The following is a 14,531-nucleotide window of genomic DNA, read 5'->3' as shown; positions in this document are numbered from 1 at the left end:
GTGATACAGAATCACCATACACAATTCCATAATATGGTTCATAAAATGTGATATGCTGATAAATAGTATAAAATAATATAAACCATTTAAAGAATTCTTCCAGCAGGCTTGATGAAAGAAATGCGTCCATCAGACTAGACTGCAGGACCCCTTCAGTCTCTAAAACATACTGGATGAACATGATTGGGAACACGAGCAAAGCACCAAACAAAAAAGTTTTAAAAACCATTGATATGGGTTCAGACTCATATTGATCTTTTAAATAGAAATAGCTTAATAATGCCAACCCCGGCGCGATGCCAGCGGATAATATTCCCAGCATGAGCTGCCCTCTTTTCAATCTGTTTTCTTAATCGTATCATGATATAGAAAGAATTAAAATGATTATTCAAATATTGGAAAACAAATATTTCGCATCATAATTTGTTTCAAAGCTAGAATTGGGGGATAAACATGGAGAAAAAAAAGATACTGGTTATACACACCGGAGGCACCATTTCAATGAGTGAGGATGCAGCAACTGGTGCTGTTAAGCCGACAGGTAATAATCCATTGACTGAAAAAACAAAGGAACTGCTTTCCCTTGCAGAATTACTGGTTGAAGAGCCTTTTCATCTACCTTCACCGCATATAACACCTAAAGAAATGCTAAAATTGAAGGAAATTATTGCAAAATACCTGGCGAAGGAAGAAATTAGCGGCGTAGTCATTACCCATGGGACAGATACATTAGAAGAGACAGCCTATTTCTTGGATCTGACTGTTAAAACATCCCTTCCCATCGTTGTTACTGGTGCTATGAGATCAAGTAATGAAATCGGCTCTGATGGACTTTACAACCTAATTTCCTCCATTCGCGTAGCTTCATGCGAAGAAGCAAAAGACAAAGGGGTTCTGGTTGTTCTAAATGATGAAATTCATACTGCGGAAAATGTGACAAAGACACACACAAGCAATGTATCTACTTTCCAAAGCCCGCAGTATGGACCAATCGGAATAGTCACAAAGAGAGGTGTATTATTTCATAACACGCCCACAAATAGAGAATATTATCCTTTAGATGATGCTGTAAAAAAAGTCACACTTATTAAAGCATTTGCCGGAATGGATTCTTCTCTGCTTTATGCTATAGGTGATTTAGATTTTGACGGAGTTGTGATTGAAGCACTTGGACAAGGTAATTTGCCTCCAGCTACAATCGAAGGCATTAAAGCTCTTACAGAGAAGAATATTCCGATTGTATTAGTTTCCCGATGTTTCAATGGAATTGCTCAAGATGTATATGGCTATGACGGAGGCGGAAAACACCTAAAGGACATGGGTGTTATTTTCTCGAATGGACTAAACGGGCAAAAAGCAAGAATTAAACTGCTAATCGGACTGCAAACCCAGCAAAATATCGAAGAGATTTTTCAAATATAAATAACTAATAACAAAGGCTGATCCCATATGATCAGCCTTTGTTATTGCCACTCTCTTTTTCAATTATAGCTTTGGCTATTTGTCCGCCATGGAATCTGCCATTTTCAATAAAAATTTCGTTGGCATTATTTCCGGCAGCAATAACACCTGCAATAAATATTCCAGGAACATTCGTTTCCATCGTTTCAGGATTATAATGAGGGCGGCCAGTTTCTTCACTTATTTGAATCCCCATATTCCTTAAAAATCCGTGGTCAGGATGGTAGCCAGTCATGGCAAATACAAAATCGTTCTTAATGTTGAATTGCTGGCCATCCACCATGTAGGTCAGCTTATTTTCACTGATTTCTTTCACATGTGCATTAAATTCCATTTTAATGACGCCATTTCTAACTAAGGACTCAAATTCAGGGAGTATCCATGGCTTTATGCTTGGTGAATATTCTGTTCCGCGGTAGATCACCGTAACTCGGGCTCCAGCTTTAACCAGTTCAATCGCAGCATCGACACTTGAGTTTTTCCCGCCAATTACCGTTACGTCTTTATCAAAATAAGGGTGGGCTTCCTTGAAATAGTGAAAAACCTTTGGCAGGTCCTCTCCTGGTACTTCCATGTAATTTGGATGGTCGTAATACCCTGTAGCAATTATTACGTTATTGGCGGTATAATCCCCCTTATCTGTGTGTACTTCAAATACCTCAGATTGATTTTTAACTACTTTGAGAACTTTTTCAAAGGCGTTAATCTTAATGCTCTTTCTTTTCACAACTTCCCGGTAATATGTCAGCGCCTGGTTTCTCTTAGGCTTGTAATTTTCCGTTATGAAGGGGACCCCGCCGATTTCGAGCTTTTCGCTTGTGCTGAAGAAGGTTTGGTGTGTGGGGTAGTGGTAAATTGCGTTTACAATATTGCCTTTTTCAATAACAAGCGGGTTTCTCCCGGCTTCCTGAAGAGCAATGGCAGCTGCCAATCCGCATGGTCCTCCGCCAACAATAATAGCGTCTATATTCAAAATTCTCACTCCTTAATCAATACCAATGAAAAAATTTCATGTTGCTGTTTTTTCTACAGATATTGTTTTAGCCTATAATAATGCCCGTTGATTTCAGCACGGGGCACTTGCTTTCCGCGGGGAGAGAAGAGAGCCCTCACCTCCCGCAGGACACTGAATTAGCTTCCTGGAATTAACTCCGCACGATGGAAATGCGGATGCATTTTCGAGGATCAAGTACCCACAGCGAAGGTCAACTCAACAGGTTAAACTTAGTTTGAAGTTAAAAAGCAACAAACTTTACTGAAAACAACATAAAAAACTCCCATCAGTTTATGATAGGAGATTTTTTATGATTATTCAAATGTCTTACATTTATCAATGGAGATTTACAGTTAGATCCATCCGCGGAATCTTGAAGCTTCCGCCATTTTTCTTACACCTACCATATAGGCAGCCAGACGCATGTCTACACGGCGGGTTTGAGAGGTCTGATAAATATTATCGAATGATTTGACCATGACTTTTTCAAGCTTTTCTTCTACTTCTTCTTCAGTCCAGTAATATCCCTGGTTATTTTGTACCCATTCGAAATATGAAACTGTTACACCGCCGGCAGAAGCCAGTACATCAGGGACAAGCAGTATCCCTCGCTCGGAAAGGATTCGTGTAGCTTCCAAAGTAGTCGGGCCGTTAGCAGCCTCCACTACAATACCCGCTCTTATATTATGTGCATTTTCTTCTGTTATCTGATTTTCGATGGCCGCAGGAACCAGAATATCGCAATCGAGTTCAAGCAGCTCTTTATTTGTAATTGTATCATTAAACAATTTTGTCACAGTGCCAAAGCTATCACGGCGATCCAAGAGGTAATCAATATCAAGGCCTTCCGGATCATATAAACCGCCATATGCATCTGAAATGCCAACAACCTTTGCTCCGGCATCATGCATAAACTTTGAGAGGAAACTTCCAGCGTTCCCGAATCCCTGAACAACAACTCTTGCACCTTCGAGATTAATGCCTTTTTTCTTGGCAGCTTCCCGAATGCAAATTGTAACTCCTTTAGCTGTTGCTGATTCCCGTCCATGTGAACCGCCAAGTACAAGTGGTTTACCTGTAATGAAGCCTGGAGAGTTAAATTCATCAATCCGGCTGTATTCATCCATCATCCATGCCATGATCTGCGAATTGGTAAATACATCAGGTGCAGGAATATCCTTAGTCGGCCCCACAATTTGACTGATGGCCCGTACATACCCGCGGCTTAGCCGCTCTAACTCACCGAAGGACATATCGCGAGGGTCACAAACGATTCCGCCTTTGCCTCCGCCATATGGAAGATCCACAATTCCGCATTTTAAGCTCATCCAAATTGACAGTGCCTTGACTTCCTTTTCAGTTACATTCGGGTGAAAACGAATACCGCCTTTAGTAGGACCCACTGCATCATTATGCTGGGCCCGGTAGCCAGTAAAGACTTTTACTGTTCCGTCATCCATCCGTACAGGAATTTTTACTGTCATCATGCGAATTGGCTCTTTTAGAAGCTCATATACCTCATCAGAATATCCCAGCTTCCCTAAAGCCTTATGTATGACAGTTTGAGTCGACTTTAAGACGTCCAATTTTTCAGCTTTATTTGAATCAGTACCTTTCTCGGCTACCATTTGTAAACCTCCTAGAAAAATCACTTTCATTAGTTGTCCGCTTCCATGGATTAGTATACACCTTTGCCTAATTTATGCAAGAAGAATCATGTACTTTTCCGCATTTTTTAATATTTTTATGAAACCGCTCTCAGCCTTGATATTAAAGGGAATTTTCTGTTTACTCCTAGTACCCGTTTTCCCGTTTAGGCCCAAAAGAAACATCCCATTTCCTTCTTTACTGTATATTTAAAAACTTTTCCATTTTTATACTATTTTTGCAGCTGATTAACTATACTTGTTTTACCCAATTTTTATATAGTTCATGACCATTTAATCCAAATTCACTGCATTTATCTGTTATCATCCTGCCAGCTATTCTCTTTGGCAACCTGCAAAACAAGAGACTTCCTTTGTTCAAAAAAAAAAGAGGATGTCCCCCTCTTCCGACTTATAAAAAGTATTCCACCAGCTTTTTTACTGCATTGGACTCGATAAGTACTTTCCCATATTCCTGAATTACATGTATGCTGGTAAAGGCTGAATCACCGTACTCAGCTAATATGGCAATAACTCTATGAATGTCATCTCCCGCTAAATCTGTAACATGATAATAATACATTTCTTTATAACAATATAGGCTTCCTTCCTGAATCTGCACACGGTTCAGCTCTTTAGCCATTTGAATTACGTCTTCAAAATCCTGGAACTCGAATAATATATCTTCACTGCCCTCAACAGTTACTTGCATTTCAATAAAACCATCCTCAAGGAGCTCTTCATCCATCTGATCCTCCATTGTAACGATCATAACCATTCCCTGAGCCTGCATGGAGAATATCTCCACAGCAACTGTGCCTTGAATATCTACACCAAATTCTTCACTTGCCTCTTCCAGCATCTCATGAAATAGCTGATGCCATTTTAGAGAATCCTTCCAGACATCTTCCTTAGTCAGTCCCCTATCATTCAAGTCATCTAAGGTTAGAAAGATTTTGATTTTATTATAATTCAAACGTTCTAAGCGCATGATAAGCCCCCTGCCCTGAACCAACTCTTTGGTTTAGTGTATGAAACATTGCTCAGTTTGTGAGTCGTCTTATTTTGTATGACTAAAAAAAAGAAAAGACCCGGCAACTTAACCGCCAGGTCTTATGTTATAGGAGCCGTTCTCTAATCCATTCTTCCCACTCATGAGTGGAACCGCCGGGAATAAACTGTTCATACTTCATTTTTTCTTCATTACTAAGGGTATCAATGCCGAATCCCCCAATGCCTACATGCAGCTTCCCATTAGTCTCTGCAAGTCTCTCAGAAAGTTTGAGGGTTTCAGGTACGTTGGACTTCATCGTACAGGATAAGAATACAAATTTTGGTTTAACAATATCAATCACAGTATCAATATCTTCTTCAGCGATGCTTGTCCCAAGGTAAACGACCTCGAATCCCCTTCTGCGCAAAAATAAAGTAAAAATTAAAAGCCCTAATTCATGTGCTTCTCCAGGTCCGCAGACTGCTATCACCTTTGGCAGGACTCCATTATGCGGAAAAGAATGCAGAATCATCCCAATTCTGGATCTTAATATGGATGAGGCAAAATGCTCATGTGCACTAGTTATTTTCCCCTCTTCCCACTGATGACCGATTTTTACAAGAAGAGAGCCTAATATATCAATTAGGACTTTATCTATTGTATAAAAACTGAAAGCCTGATTAATTAAATCATGTGCTTTTGATTCATTAAACTGAAGAAGAGCTTCAAGCAGCTCATTGGCGAGGGCACCAGACCGATCACCTTCCTTATCCATCTGAAGCGGCTCGGCATTTAATTCCTTATTTTCGAGAAGGGAAACAGCCTGGCTTATGGAAAAACCCTGATCCACTTTCCTGATCAGCCATTTTAATACTTTGATATGTTCTTCTGTATATAGCCTGTGACCTGATTCATTTCTCTTAGGAGCAACGATTTGATACCGTCTTTCCCATGCTCTTAACGTTCCTGGCTGAATGCCGAGCATCTTAGATACAGCCTTGATATTATACTTTCCTTCTTCTGTTGCCATGCCCAGCCCTCCATTCATTACTAATTATAAAAAACCGTCGCTAGAACTGTAAAATCTGGATGTGTTATATTTTCAGCCTTTATTAAGAGTAATGAAATGAGTTTCCGGCTTTGCCCCCAGCCGCAAGGGCACACCGGTCGTACCGTAGCCGTTGCTGATCAGAATTGTTGTTTGCGGCAGTACTTTTATCCGCCCCTTCTCATATGGGCTAAGCCCGAAAATATGAATTTGCCCGCCATGCGTATGTCCGCTTAAAACCAGGTGAATATTTTGTTCTTTTTTTATACTGTTAATGATTCTTGGATCATGGCTGACCAGCACCCGAAATCCTCCTGAACCCGCATCTTCAAGTGCGAGGTCGAGCCGATCCCTATCCTTGCTGAGGTCATCTGTTCCCATCAAAATAAAACGTTCTCCTTCATCTGATTCAAAGGAAAGGGCAGTATTATCGAGAATTTTTACTCCGCATTCGAGGAGAAGAGCATCAAGCTGGTGATAATCCACTTCATAGTCATTATTCCCCCAAACGAAATAGACGGGCCCGCATTCCTTTAACCCCATTAGATTTTTTTTTACTCTTTCAAAAGGGACTCCTTTTTCCAAGAGATCGCCGCCGATGATGACCAGGTCAGGCTTCTTCTCTCTAATCTCCCCGATTATCTTTTCTGACACCGTCCTCTTATGAATATCCGAAATAAAAAAAAGCTTTACTTCACCGAAGCTTTCCGGAAATTCAGGAAAAGAAAGCTCTTTATATATAATTCTATCTGCAAATGCCTCCCTAAGCATAAACATTAGTAAACACACACCGCCAATTAAGGCCAAAGCTATTAAGTATTCCATAAATCCTCCTGCCATCAATCGCCTTCAATCAGTCTTCGGCAAGATTGATTTTCTTGAAATCTAAAGAAATAATACCATAAATTACTGAAAAACAGAAAAGGGCCAATGCTTCCCATGGCGAAAGGACTGACAAAACAAAAAAGCCTCCAATAAGCAATAAACTCAGCACAGGCCCAAATAAAGCATCCATATGTTTTGATGACCTCATATTTTTTAAAAGCCTGGCAGTCCACTCGATTATACTTCTAATGATCTCTGCGTTGGCTATAAATGCGATAAGGAAAAAAGTCATTCCCAGGACAAAGCCCGCCGGTTCCAGTACAAAAATGACAATCATATCCGATATGCCCATTGGAATTGACACCGGAAAAAATTTAATAAATAAAATGCCGCTCATAAAACCTGTCATTAGCTTCAGCAAAATTAAAAACACTAAAAATCCCTCCCATACAAAGTGTATGAAAAGGATTTATTTTGTTGACTATATATACATTAATCCTCTGTTATATCAAGAACACGGAAACCGGATTTTTCGAGCCGGCTGATGAACTTATCCATATTATTATTTTTTTCCACCTTCATCACGATGCGGCGGACCAGTTTGTCTGTTTCATCAAAGGTTACAAGGGAAATGATGTGCTCATGGAAATAATGGGCGATTTCGGCTAAACGCGCTATTCGCCCTTCCGCTTCTACCGAAGTAAACGCAATCCTGACACCGGACTTATTGGTGCCGAAGGCGGATTGGAATTGAGCGAGGACATCAAAGCGAGTAACAATGCCCAGAAATTTACGATTATCACCCAAAACAGCAAGTAAAGGGAAATCCTTTAAATCCAGAAGCGTTTTTTCAAAGATCTCATTTCCTTTTAAATATTGCTCCTGATGTGTGGCAATATCCTTTACCAATGTCCCTTCAAGAAAATCATCCTTTGATTTCCCTGACAAAAAGAATTTCTCATATATTCCATATCTCGTAATTATGCCGGCATACTGGTCGCCATCCAATACAGGAAGCCCGTCGATCTGGTGGTCCTCCAGCAAAGCCAGAGCGTCTTTCAATGCTGCATCCTGTCCGATTGTATAACAGGTATGTTTGGGGATCATGATACTTTTCACAAACATTGCCATCACCTCAGAGTAATATTAATTAGACCTGATATTTAACTTCGCCATCACCTCAACTTTCCCCTCTTTTTATTAAAGTAAACAATCATAAAAACACTGCAGTTTTCATAAGTTTCAATGACGCATAAAAAGGAGGGATTATGAATGAATACACTCCGTAAAACCTGGCACCCATATGTAAGCCCCTTTGACCCCTGCACCCCGATAAAGGTCAAAACCTATTCCACTCCTCCAAATCTATATATGGGATTTCAGCGGCCAGGACTTGAACAATTTACACCAATGGAGGCTTTAAGAGCAGGAACGCTTTGGAAGGCTTTCTATGATCCGTGGTACAGTCCCTATGAAAAAGCCAGGGAGGGACAATAGCCATGAAACAATTGCCGGCAGATTACTATCAGCTTCTTGAACAGCTTCAGGCTGTGGATTTTGTCCTTGTTGATCTGACTCTATACCTTGACACCCATAACAATGATACTGAAGCCATTAAGCAATTCAATCACTATGCAAAAGAACGAAAAAAACTGAGAAATGCCATTGAGAGCAAGTATGGTCCATTAATGCAATTTGGACACAGCTATTCCGGTCAGCCATGGAATTGGGATGATGCCCCGTGGCCTTGGCAAGTATAAATTTGGTTCACAGGCGCCTTCTTGCATGAAGGCGCTCAATAGATTAGCGGACTTCCGAAGGGGGCTGAGAAAAAATGTGGGTTTATGAAAAGAAGCTGCAGTATCCGGTGAGGGTAAGCACATGCAATCCCAAACTGGCAAAGTATCTAATTGAACAATATGGGGGAGCGGACGGTGAACTTGCTGCTGCCCTAAGATATTTGAATCAGCGCTATACTATTCCGGATAAGGTCATCGGACTTCTAACAGATATTGGAACTGAGGAGTTTGCCCATCTGGAAATGATTGCAACAATGGTTTACAAGTTAACAAAGGATGCTACGCCTGATCAAATGAAAGCTGCCGGTCTCGATGCCCATTATGTCAACCATGATAACGCTCTTTTTTACCATAATGCTGCAGGTGTGCCTTGGACAGCTTCTTATATTCAGGCAAAGGGGGACCCTATAGCAGACTTATACGAAGACATCGCTGCAGAAGAGAAAGCCAGGGCAACCTATCAGTGGATTATTAATATGAGTGATGACCCGGATTTAAATGACGGACTCCGTTTTTTAAGAGAAAGAGAGATTATTCATTCCCAGCGATTCAGAGAAGCCGTAGAGATTCTTAAGGAAGAACGGGATAAGAAGAAATTCTTTTAAGTATACTTAACAAAAAAGAAGCAGGCGGGCTGCTTCTTTTTCCATTTTCTATGGTGTCATTTATTCTCATGATAAAGATTTATATCATAATTTTTTTTCATCATTTCGAAAACGGTATGTCGATTTTTCCATTCATCTTCTTTTTTCCAAAGATCTTTGCTCTTATCTATAATCTCACACCTAAGGGCATGATATTCTTTTTCTGCTTTCTCCCTTTTTTCCCTCAGAAGATTCATAAGTCCATAAAGGCCAACCGTAAAAACAAGCAAATAGAAATTCGCTGACTGATTGACAAAAGCCGAAAACATGGATGCAAACGAGTAAGAGTATGGCAGCATGACACTCTTATAAATATAAAAAAAGAATAAAAATGAAATAAATACAGTCGCCCACATGGCAATTAAATGCCAGGACTTGAATCGATCAAATTTTTGCTTTCTCTCTACTACTTTCTCAAGCATTTTTCTTGTAGCCTGGTCTGTACGTTCATCAAGCATTCTAATCGGCGATTCCAAAACTCTCCCTCCCTTTCTCAATAATGTATGAGCTTGTACATTATTATATGACTAAGAAGGAGAGACTGCTGCCGCACCTGTTTTCGATCCTTTTATTGCTCAAGCGGAATCTTTAATACCTGGCCCGTTTGTATCTCATTCGAGGGCAAATTGTTGGCTTGCTTTATTTTTTCAATTCCCGACTGGGATTTATAATAGGTCATGGCAATTCTAAAAATTGTTTCCTTCGGTTTAACCGTATGGTAAATAACTTTACCTTCCTTTTTTAATGCTTCCTTTGTCCCGGCTGTTTTGGAAGAGTCTGTAGTTTCAGATCCTGTTTCCTGAACTTCCTTATTAGGTTCAGATCCTTTATCTTCTATATCAGTCTTTTGAGGGGCCTTTTTTTCCTGCTGGACTTTGGCATCTTCTTTTTCTTGAGCACCCTCAGCTTTTTCAGTTATCTCAGGTTCCTGGGATTCCGGTTCTTCTCTGACTTCTATAGTTGTCCCTTTATCTTCATCATTTGTGGCAAAAACCACTGTTTCAGAACCTGTTTCCTCATTTTCTGTATTTAACCCGGCATTGATGCTTTTATCACTGCTTACATATTGATAAATACTGAAAATGGTGATGGGCAGTAGGATAAAAAATAAAGCAAGCAGGCGAATAACAGGGTATTTAATCTTCCAATTACTCTTTTTTCTTTTTTCCTGATGAACACGGCTCCGTGGCGGCAACGCTGATTTTTGCCCGCTATTTTCCGTTTCCAGTTTTCGGTCAATCTTCTTACGGAGTCTTTCAGCCTGATCTCTATAAGGGTCTTCTTTATTCATGTTTCATCCCTTCCTGTAATAAAAAATCATAAGAAGTTTATTTTGATGCTGCTGTTAATGATCGTTAATTACGTTCTCCTCTTCCGCTATCCTTTCAGATTTTTTCAGGAAACGTTTTCGAATAAGAATACCAAGAAGAAAGTCAATCAGAAAATGCATAACAATCGTAACAAGCAAATTATTGGTTATATGATAAATATAACCTATTAAAAAGCTTAATGTAATAATATTTACAAACAAAAACCAATTAAAAAGATATCGATAATGAACAAACGCAAAAATAAGACTTGAGATAGCAAGGCCGAAATGAGTCTGAATGACTCCCCTGAATAGAAGTTCTTCACTAAAAGCCACCACTGCAGCAATAAAAGCAATATGGAGAAAACTGCGATTTTGAAAGATTTTCTCATTTAATCCTCCATCATCATACAATTTTTCCGGAAGAACCTTCATCAAGCCGATATCTATCAGGACAACTGCCGCTCCTGCCGCCGCTCCAATTACAAGAATATTTATATCATAGAATACAAAGAGAACTTGGAATTCCTCAATATTATTAAATAATATTATACTTAGAATTAAAGAAATGGATAAAATAAGCAACTGAGTAAGATAAAGATGAAATAATAGTTCCTTGTCTGTCAATTCCTTAATGATGTCCGCGTATCTTTTTCCCATTTTAATTCACTCACTTGGAATCAGGAGGTATTCTAAATGATTTTTCCAATCATAAAGCGGGTTTTCCTGATTATCTGAATTTGTATTTCTTGTGAATTTTTCAAATCGCAAACCACATATATCACAGCAGAATGGGACTGAGGAATTTTTTTCCTCATCAAAATAGGAAAGTATATTCTCTCTCCGGCATGTCTTCTTGTGTATCCACTTATATACTTCCTCAATGCTATCCCTTTTCAATTTGATCCTGCCTTCATAATAACCCTTCATCTCCTGCAGAATCCTTCTGTAATCGAGTCCAGTTTTGCTTTTCCGCTCAAAAAAGTCATTAAATATTCTCCACTGAACATCGGTTAAACCTGAACGCTGCTTAATTGTCTCTTCAAATGCACCGATATTCAGGATCGCATTTGGGTTTTCTTCTAGCCATTCCCTAATCCAATCAATTTGAGCTTTGTCAGGTAATTCACTTTCTGCAAGCTGTATAGGAAGCTGCTCGTCACCCGGTGCATAGAGCATGATGGCAATACTTTGATTTCCATCCCTCCCAGCCCGCCCAATTTCCTGCAGGTAGGATTCCATCTGAAGAGGCATATGAAAGTGTATTACATACCTGATATTATCTTTGTTAATCCCCATGCCAAAGGCGCTTGTAGCACAAATAAGATCGAGCTGTCCATGAATAAATTGCTGCTGCACAAGGATACGGCTTTCCTGGTCCATTCCCCCATGGTAAGCCATCACTCTTCTGAGTCCCTTGTCCCTAAGCAGATCAGCTGTCTGTTCCGCCATTTTTTTGCTGGAGAAATAAATAATTCCAGGGCCCTCAAGGATTTCAGCAAGCTCCTCAAGTCTCTCTGTTTTTGCACGGAAATTCTCTAACTTTTCTACAGATAGTGCAATATTAGGACGGTCAACGGAGTAAATAAACTCGCTGCATTCCAGTATGCCAAGTGACTTTTTTATATCTGCTTTTACTTCAGGGGTAGCTGTAGCAGTTAAAGCCAGTGTAACCGGGTTCCCTATAATTTTTCTGACTTCGCCAAGCTTTAAATAATCTGGCCTGAAATCATATCCCCATTGGGAGATACAATGAGCTTCATCCACAACAAATAAAGCAATCCGCAATTTCTTCAGCTGAGAAAGTACTGACTCATAATAAAGCATTTCGGGTGAAATAAAGATAAACTTATATTGATTCAAATGAATCAATGCCTGTTTTTTTTCTGAGCGGGATAAAAAAGAATTGAATGCAATTACCTGTTTTTCCCCATTTATCATAAGCTGTTCAGCCTGATCCTGCATAAGAGACAGCAAGGGAGATATAATAATCACCTGGCCTTCAACCATATATCCCGGCAGCTGATAACAGAGGGATTTCCCTGTACCTGTTGGCAGCATGGCAACAGTATTTCTCCCTGAAAGTACTGATTCAATGATCTCCTTTTGTCCAGGTCTGAAGGAAGGATAGCCAAATTTGCTCTGCAATAACGCTTCTAATTTCATTGTCCCTCTCCAAGCTTTGCCATGACTAATCTGATTTCAAAATAATCGGATTCCGGCACCATTTGACGTATTTGCTTTAGTTGTAATGAGGCAGCACTGTTTGCTGCTTGAAGAATCAATTTCTGTTTCCTCTCCGATACATACCGTGTGATATTAAAGCCGCTGTCATTCAGAGCTACCTCCACCACATGATCCTCAATTGTACTTTTTTTCAATTTTCTCGTTTTCGCTATAACATCCAAATCCAGTCCCTGTTTTAGCAATGTGTATGTTTTTTGGGCCGACAACGTTAGCTGAACTTCATTTCCTGCCCCGCACACTAATTTATCGATAAGCGGATATCCGGCAGCATTTTCTCTTACGCTAGCAAGAATATGATGAATGGCTCCGAGGAACTGATGGTGGTAATAATCCTGACTGATTCCCAGGTGTTCTGAAGCCTGAACAGCAGTGAGGCCAATACGGTTATAGCCTGACAGCCTCAAAGTCAGCACAGCAGGATTAATATCCCTTAGCCTTTCGAGGCATTGGCAGAGTTCCCTGTTCAGCACACTTCCTATTTCATTGCGGGCGAATCCAGATGTTCTCAAAAAATATTTCAGCCATTCATGAACATCTCTTTTTCTTTGAATTGGAAGGTATTTTACATTGTCATTATTTAAATGTGATATAACCTGAATTAAAAGAGTAATCCTCTCCCAAAACAGGTCAGCTGCACTATGATACAGCCATCCGTTTAATGAAGACGGTATTGGACATTCTAAAAGAGACCTTTCCAGCTCTTCCTTGCCCTCTGCAGTCAAAATGTAATGCTTTTCATCAGCTGCAGTCATCCAGCTTCTGCTTTCAATCTCTTGTGAAAGATGATCCAGAGCATCCCGGCTTAAACTTCCAAATGTTCGAAAAAGCTGGGTCAGCTGAAATAAATGAGCATCTTGAATGGTTTGGGAAGTTTTTTTTCCATTGAGCAAATGTAAAATAGAGTATATAGTCCTTTGTCCCTGTAATTCTTTAACACAGTACATGATTACAGTTTTCAAATAAGTTCTATCCATTTTTTTCACCTTACGGCCAAAGATTTTAATCTTGTTTTCATAAGCTTGTTCTCCTTCTTCCATTTTATCATGAAAGAAATCGGCAGGCCGTTTTAATTATTTTTTCATAGGGTAAATTATGCCTAAACCCTTGTGTGATAAGCATTCTCAATACATTTTCTATTGAAAAGTTGAACATTCAGTTTTACAATAGATGTGAGGAATGTGTTACCATCATTTTGATGGACGATTAATTGTTTAAATCTTGGGAGGTTTTTTCATGGCAAAGTATACAATTGTTGACAAAGAAACATGCATTGCATGTGGAGCTTGCGGCGCAGCTGCACCGGACATTTATGATTATGATGATGAAGGCATCGCTTTCGTTACCCTTGATGATAACCAGGGTATCGTTGAAATTCCTGATGTATTAGTTGATGATATGATGGATGCATTCGAAGGCTGCCCGACCGATTCAATCAAAGTAGCTGATGATGCTTTTGATGGCGACCCGCTTAAATACGAATAATCCTCAACCATACTCTAACCTTTGTTAAGCTGCTGCTCCCTTTCATCATGAAAGGGAGTTTTTTTGTTAACATTGCATGCAT

The 14,531-nt window shown here is 39.7% G+C and carries 18 protein-coding genes; 5 read left to right on the top strand and 13 right to left on the bottom strand.

Features of this window, described 5'->3' with window-relative positions:
* Positions 1 to 322, bottom strand: a 322-nt coding sequence (locus ACEQ1T_RS22550; RefSeq protein WP_370224821.1) for a PrsW family glutamic-type intramembrane protease, incomplete at its 3' end; no start/stop codon positions are given.
* Positions 323 to 453: 131 nt separating this feature from the next.
* Here ACEQ1T_RS22550 and ACEQ1T_RS22545 point away from each other — a divergent pair.
* On the top strand, positions 454 to 1,422 hold the full coding sequence (locus ACEQ1T_RS22545; protein WP_370224820.1) for an asparaginase: 969 nt from the start codon (positions 454 to 456) through the stop codon (positions 1,420 to 1,422).
* A gap of 31 nt (positions 1,423 to 1,453) precedes the next feature.
* Here ACEQ1T_RS22545 and ACEQ1T_RS22540 read toward each other — a convergent pair whose 3' ends face one another.
* From ACEQ1T_RS22540 to ACEQ1T_RS22510, 7 genes are all read right to left on the bottom strand, one after another.
* A complete protein-coding gene (locus ACEQ1T_RS22540; protein ID WP_370224818.1) occupies positions 1,454 to 2,434 on the bottom strand; it encodes a YpdA family putative bacillithiol disulfide reductase in 981 nt (326 codons plus the stop codon).
* A 374-nt stretch (positions 2,435 to 2,808) separates the two neighbouring features.
* Positions 2,809 to 4,083 carry a Glu/Leu/Phe/Val dehydrogenase gene (locus ACEQ1T_RS22535; protein WP_206838251.1) on the bottom strand — a complete coding sequence of 425 codons (1,275 nt, stop codon included), beginning with the start codon at positions 4,081 to 4,083 and terminating at the stop codon, positions 2,809 to 2,811.
* A 430-nt stretch (positions 4,084 to 4,513) separates the two neighbouring features.
* Positions 4,514 to 5,092: a genetic competence negative regulator gene (locus tag ACEQ1T_RS22530; protein ID WP_206838253.1), complete on the bottom strand. Its 579-nt coding sequence runs from the start codon at positions 5,090 to 5,092 to the stop codon at positions 4,514 to 4,516.
* Between the two features lie 127 nt (positions 5,093 to 5,219).
* The gene (locus ACEQ1T_RS22525) at positions 5,220 to 6,125 is read right to left on the bottom strand and encodes a MerR family transcriptional regulator (protein ID WP_370224816.1); all 906 of its coding nucleotides are present in this window, start codon (positions 6,123 to 6,125) and stop codon (positions 5,220 to 5,222) included.
* Positions 6,126 to 6,197: 72 nt separating this feature from the next.
* On the bottom strand, positions 6,198 to 6,968 hold the full coding sequence (locus tag ACEQ1T_RS22520) for a metallophosphoesterase (protein WP_206838257.1): 771 nt from the start codon (positions 6,966 to 6,968) through the stop codon (positions 6,198 to 6,200).
* 28 nt (positions 6,969 to 6,996) lie between these two features.
* On the bottom strand, positions 6,997 to 7,401 hold the full coding sequence (locus ACEQ1T_RS22515) for a hypothetical protein (RefSeq protein ID WP_370224815.1): 405 nt from the start codon (positions 7,399 to 7,401) through the stop codon (positions 6,997 to 6,999).
* Positions 7,402 to 7,460: 59 nt separating this feature from the next.
* On the bottom strand, positions 7,461 to 8,093 hold the full coding sequence (locus ACEQ1T_RS22510) for a CBS domain-containing protein (protein WP_206838261.1): 633 nt from the start codon (positions 8,091 to 8,093) through the stop codon (positions 7,461 to 7,463).
* A 147-nt stretch (positions 8,094 to 8,240) separates the two neighbouring features.
* Here ACEQ1T_RS22510 and ACEQ1T_RS22505 point away from each other — a divergent pair, with 147 nt between their 5' ends.
* The 3 genes from ACEQ1T_RS22505 to cotJC all read left to right on the top strand — a co-directional run bounded on the left by ACEQ1T_RS22505 (position 8,241) and on the right by cotJC (position 9,372).
* Entirely contained in the window at positions 8,241 to 8,465 is a 225-nt protein-coding gene (locus ACEQ1T_RS22505) for a spore coat associated protein CotJA (protein ID WP_370224812.1), read from the top strand.
* A gap of 2 nt (positions 8,466 to 8,467) precedes the next feature.
* Positions 8,468 to 8,728 carry a spore coat protein CotJB gene (locus tag ACEQ1T_RS22500; protein WP_035330112.1) on the top strand — a complete coding sequence of 87 codons (261 nt, stop codon included), beginning with the start codon at positions 8,468 to 8,470 and terminating at the stop codon, positions 8,726 to 8,728.
* 74 nt (positions 8,729 to 8,802) lie between these two features.
* The gene (cotJC, locus tag ACEQ1T_RS22495; RefSeq protein WP_206838264.1) at positions 8,803 to 9,372 is read left to right on the top strand and encodes a spore coat protein CotJC; all 570 of its coding nucleotides are present in this window, start codon (positions 8,803 to 8,805) and stop codon (positions 9,370 to 9,372) included.
* A 56-nt stretch (positions 9,373 to 9,428) separates the two neighbouring features.
* On the opposite strand, the gene ACEQ1T_RS22490 is transcribed toward cotJC, so the two are convergent.
* From ACEQ1T_RS22490 to ACEQ1T_RS22470, 5 genes are all read right to left on the bottom strand, one after another.
* Positions 9,429 to 9,887: a YpbF family protein gene (locus tag ACEQ1T_RS22490; RefSeq protein WP_206838268.1), complete on the bottom strand. Its 459-nt coding sequence runs from the start codon at positions 9,885 to 9,887 to the stop codon at positions 9,429 to 9,431.
* 92 nt (positions 9,888 to 9,979) lie between these two features.
* Positions 9,980 to 10,702 (bottom strand): LysM peptidoglycan-binding domain-containing protein, encoded by a 723-nt coding sequence (locus ACEQ1T_RS22485; RefSeq protein WP_370224809.1) that lies wholly within the window; start codon positions 10,700 to 10,702, stop codon positions 9,980 to 9,982.
* A 54-nt stretch (positions 10,703 to 10,756) separates the two neighbouring features.
* Complete coding sequence (locus ACEQ1T_RS22480; RefSeq protein WP_206838272.1) at positions 10,757 to 11,380, bottom strand: CPBP family intramembrane glutamic endopeptidase; 624 nt, start codon at positions 11,378 to 11,380, stop codon at positions 10,757 to 10,759.
* Between the two features lie 6 nt (positions 11,381 to 11,386).
* Positions 11,387 to 12,886: an ATP-dependent DNA helicase RecQ gene (locus tag ACEQ1T_RS22475; protein WP_370224807.1), complete on the bottom strand. Its 1,500-nt coding sequence runs from the start codon at positions 12,884 to 12,886 to the stop codon at positions 11,387 to 11,389.
* Positions 12,883 to 13,941: a helix-turn-helix domain-containing protein gene (locus tag ACEQ1T_RS22470; RefSeq protein ID WP_206838276.1), complete on the bottom strand. Its 1,059-nt coding sequence runs from the start codon at positions 13,939 to 13,941 to the stop codon at positions 12,883 to 12,885. The genes ACEQ1T_RS22475 and ACEQ1T_RS22470 overlap by 4 nt, the downstream gene beginning before the upstream one ends.
* A 259-nt stretch (positions 13,942 to 14,200) precedes the next feature.
* Between ACEQ1T_RS22470 and ACEQ1T_RS22465 the strand changes: the two genes are divergently transcribed.
* The gene (locus ACEQ1T_RS22465) at positions 14,201 to 14,449 is read left to right on the top strand and encodes a ferredoxin (protein ID WP_009332793.1); all 249 of its coding nucleotides are present in this window, start codon (positions 14,201 to 14,203) and stop codon (positions 14,447 to 14,449) included.
* The last annotated feature ends 82 nt before the right edge of the window (positions 14,450 to 14,531 follow it).

This window comes from Cytobacillus sp. (assembly GCF_964223445.1).
Lineage (GTDB): Bacteria > Bacillota > Bacilli > Bacillales > Cytobacillaceae > Cytobacillus.
The sequence above is the reverse complement of the archived record's forward strand: the minus strand, read 5'-3'. Positions and strand labels throughout refer to the sequence as shown.

Excerpts from the sequence above, each read along its gene's own strand:
- ACEQ1T_RS22510 (WP_206838261.1), bottom strand. The coding sequence starts at position 8,093 with ATGTTTGTGAAAAGTATCATGATCCCCAAACATACCTGTTATACAATC.
- ACEQ1T_RS22520 (WP_206838257.1), bottom strand. The coding sequence starts at position 6,968 with ATGGAATACTTAATAGCTTTGGCCTTAATTGGCGGTGTGTGTTTACTA.
- ACEQ1T_RS22500 (WP_035330112.1), top strand. The coding sequence starts at position 8,468 with ATGAAACAATTGCCGGCAGATTACTATCAGCTTCTTGAACAGCTTCAG.
- ACEQ1T_RS22530 (WP_206838253.1), bottom strand. The coding sequence starts at position 5,092 with ATGCGCTTAGAACGTTTGAATTATAATAAAATCAAAATCTTTCTAACC.
- ACEQ1T_RS22505 (WP_370224812.1), top strand. The coding sequence starts at position 8,241 with ATGAATACACTCCGTAAAACCTGGCACCCATATGTAAGCCCCTTTGAC.
- ACEQ1T_RS22465 (WP_009332793.1), top strand. The coding sequence starts at position 14,201 with ATGGCAAAGTATACAATTGTTGACAAAGAAACATGCATTGCATGTGGA.
- ACEQ1T_RS22485 (WP_370224809.1), bottom strand. The coding sequence starts at position 10,702 with ATGAATAAAGAAGACCCTTATAGAGATCAGGCTGAAAGACTCCGTAAG.
- ACEQ1T_RS22480 (WP_206838272.1), bottom strand. The coding sequence starts at position 11,380 with ATGGGAAAAAGATACGCGGACATCATTAAGGAATTGACAGACAAGGAA.
- ACEQ1T_RS22535 (WP_206838251.1), bottom strand. The coding sequence starts at position 4,083 with ATGGTAGCCGAGAAAGGTACTGATTCAAATAAAGCTGAAAAATTGGAC.
- cotJC (WP_206838264.1), top strand. The coding sequence starts at position 8,803 with ATGTGGGTTTATGAAAAGAAGCTGCAGTATCCGGTGAGGGTAAGCACA.
- ACEQ1T_RS22545 (WP_370224820.1), top strand. The coding sequence starts at position 454 with ATGGAGAAAAAAAAGATACTGGTTATACACACCGGAGGCACCATTTCA.
- ACEQ1T_RS22525 (WP_370224816.1), bottom strand. The coding sequence starts at position 6,125 with ATGGCAACAGAAGAAGGAAAGTATAATATCAAGGCTGTATCTAAGATG.
- ACEQ1T_RS22475 (WP_370224807.1), bottom strand. The coding sequence starts at position 12,886 with ATGAAATTAGAAGCGTTATTGCAGAGCAAATTTGGCTATCCTTCCTTC.
- ACEQ1T_RS22470 (WP_206838276.1), bottom strand. The coding sequence starts at position 13,941 with ATGGATAGAACTTATTTGAAAACTGTAATCATGTACTGTGTTAAAGAA.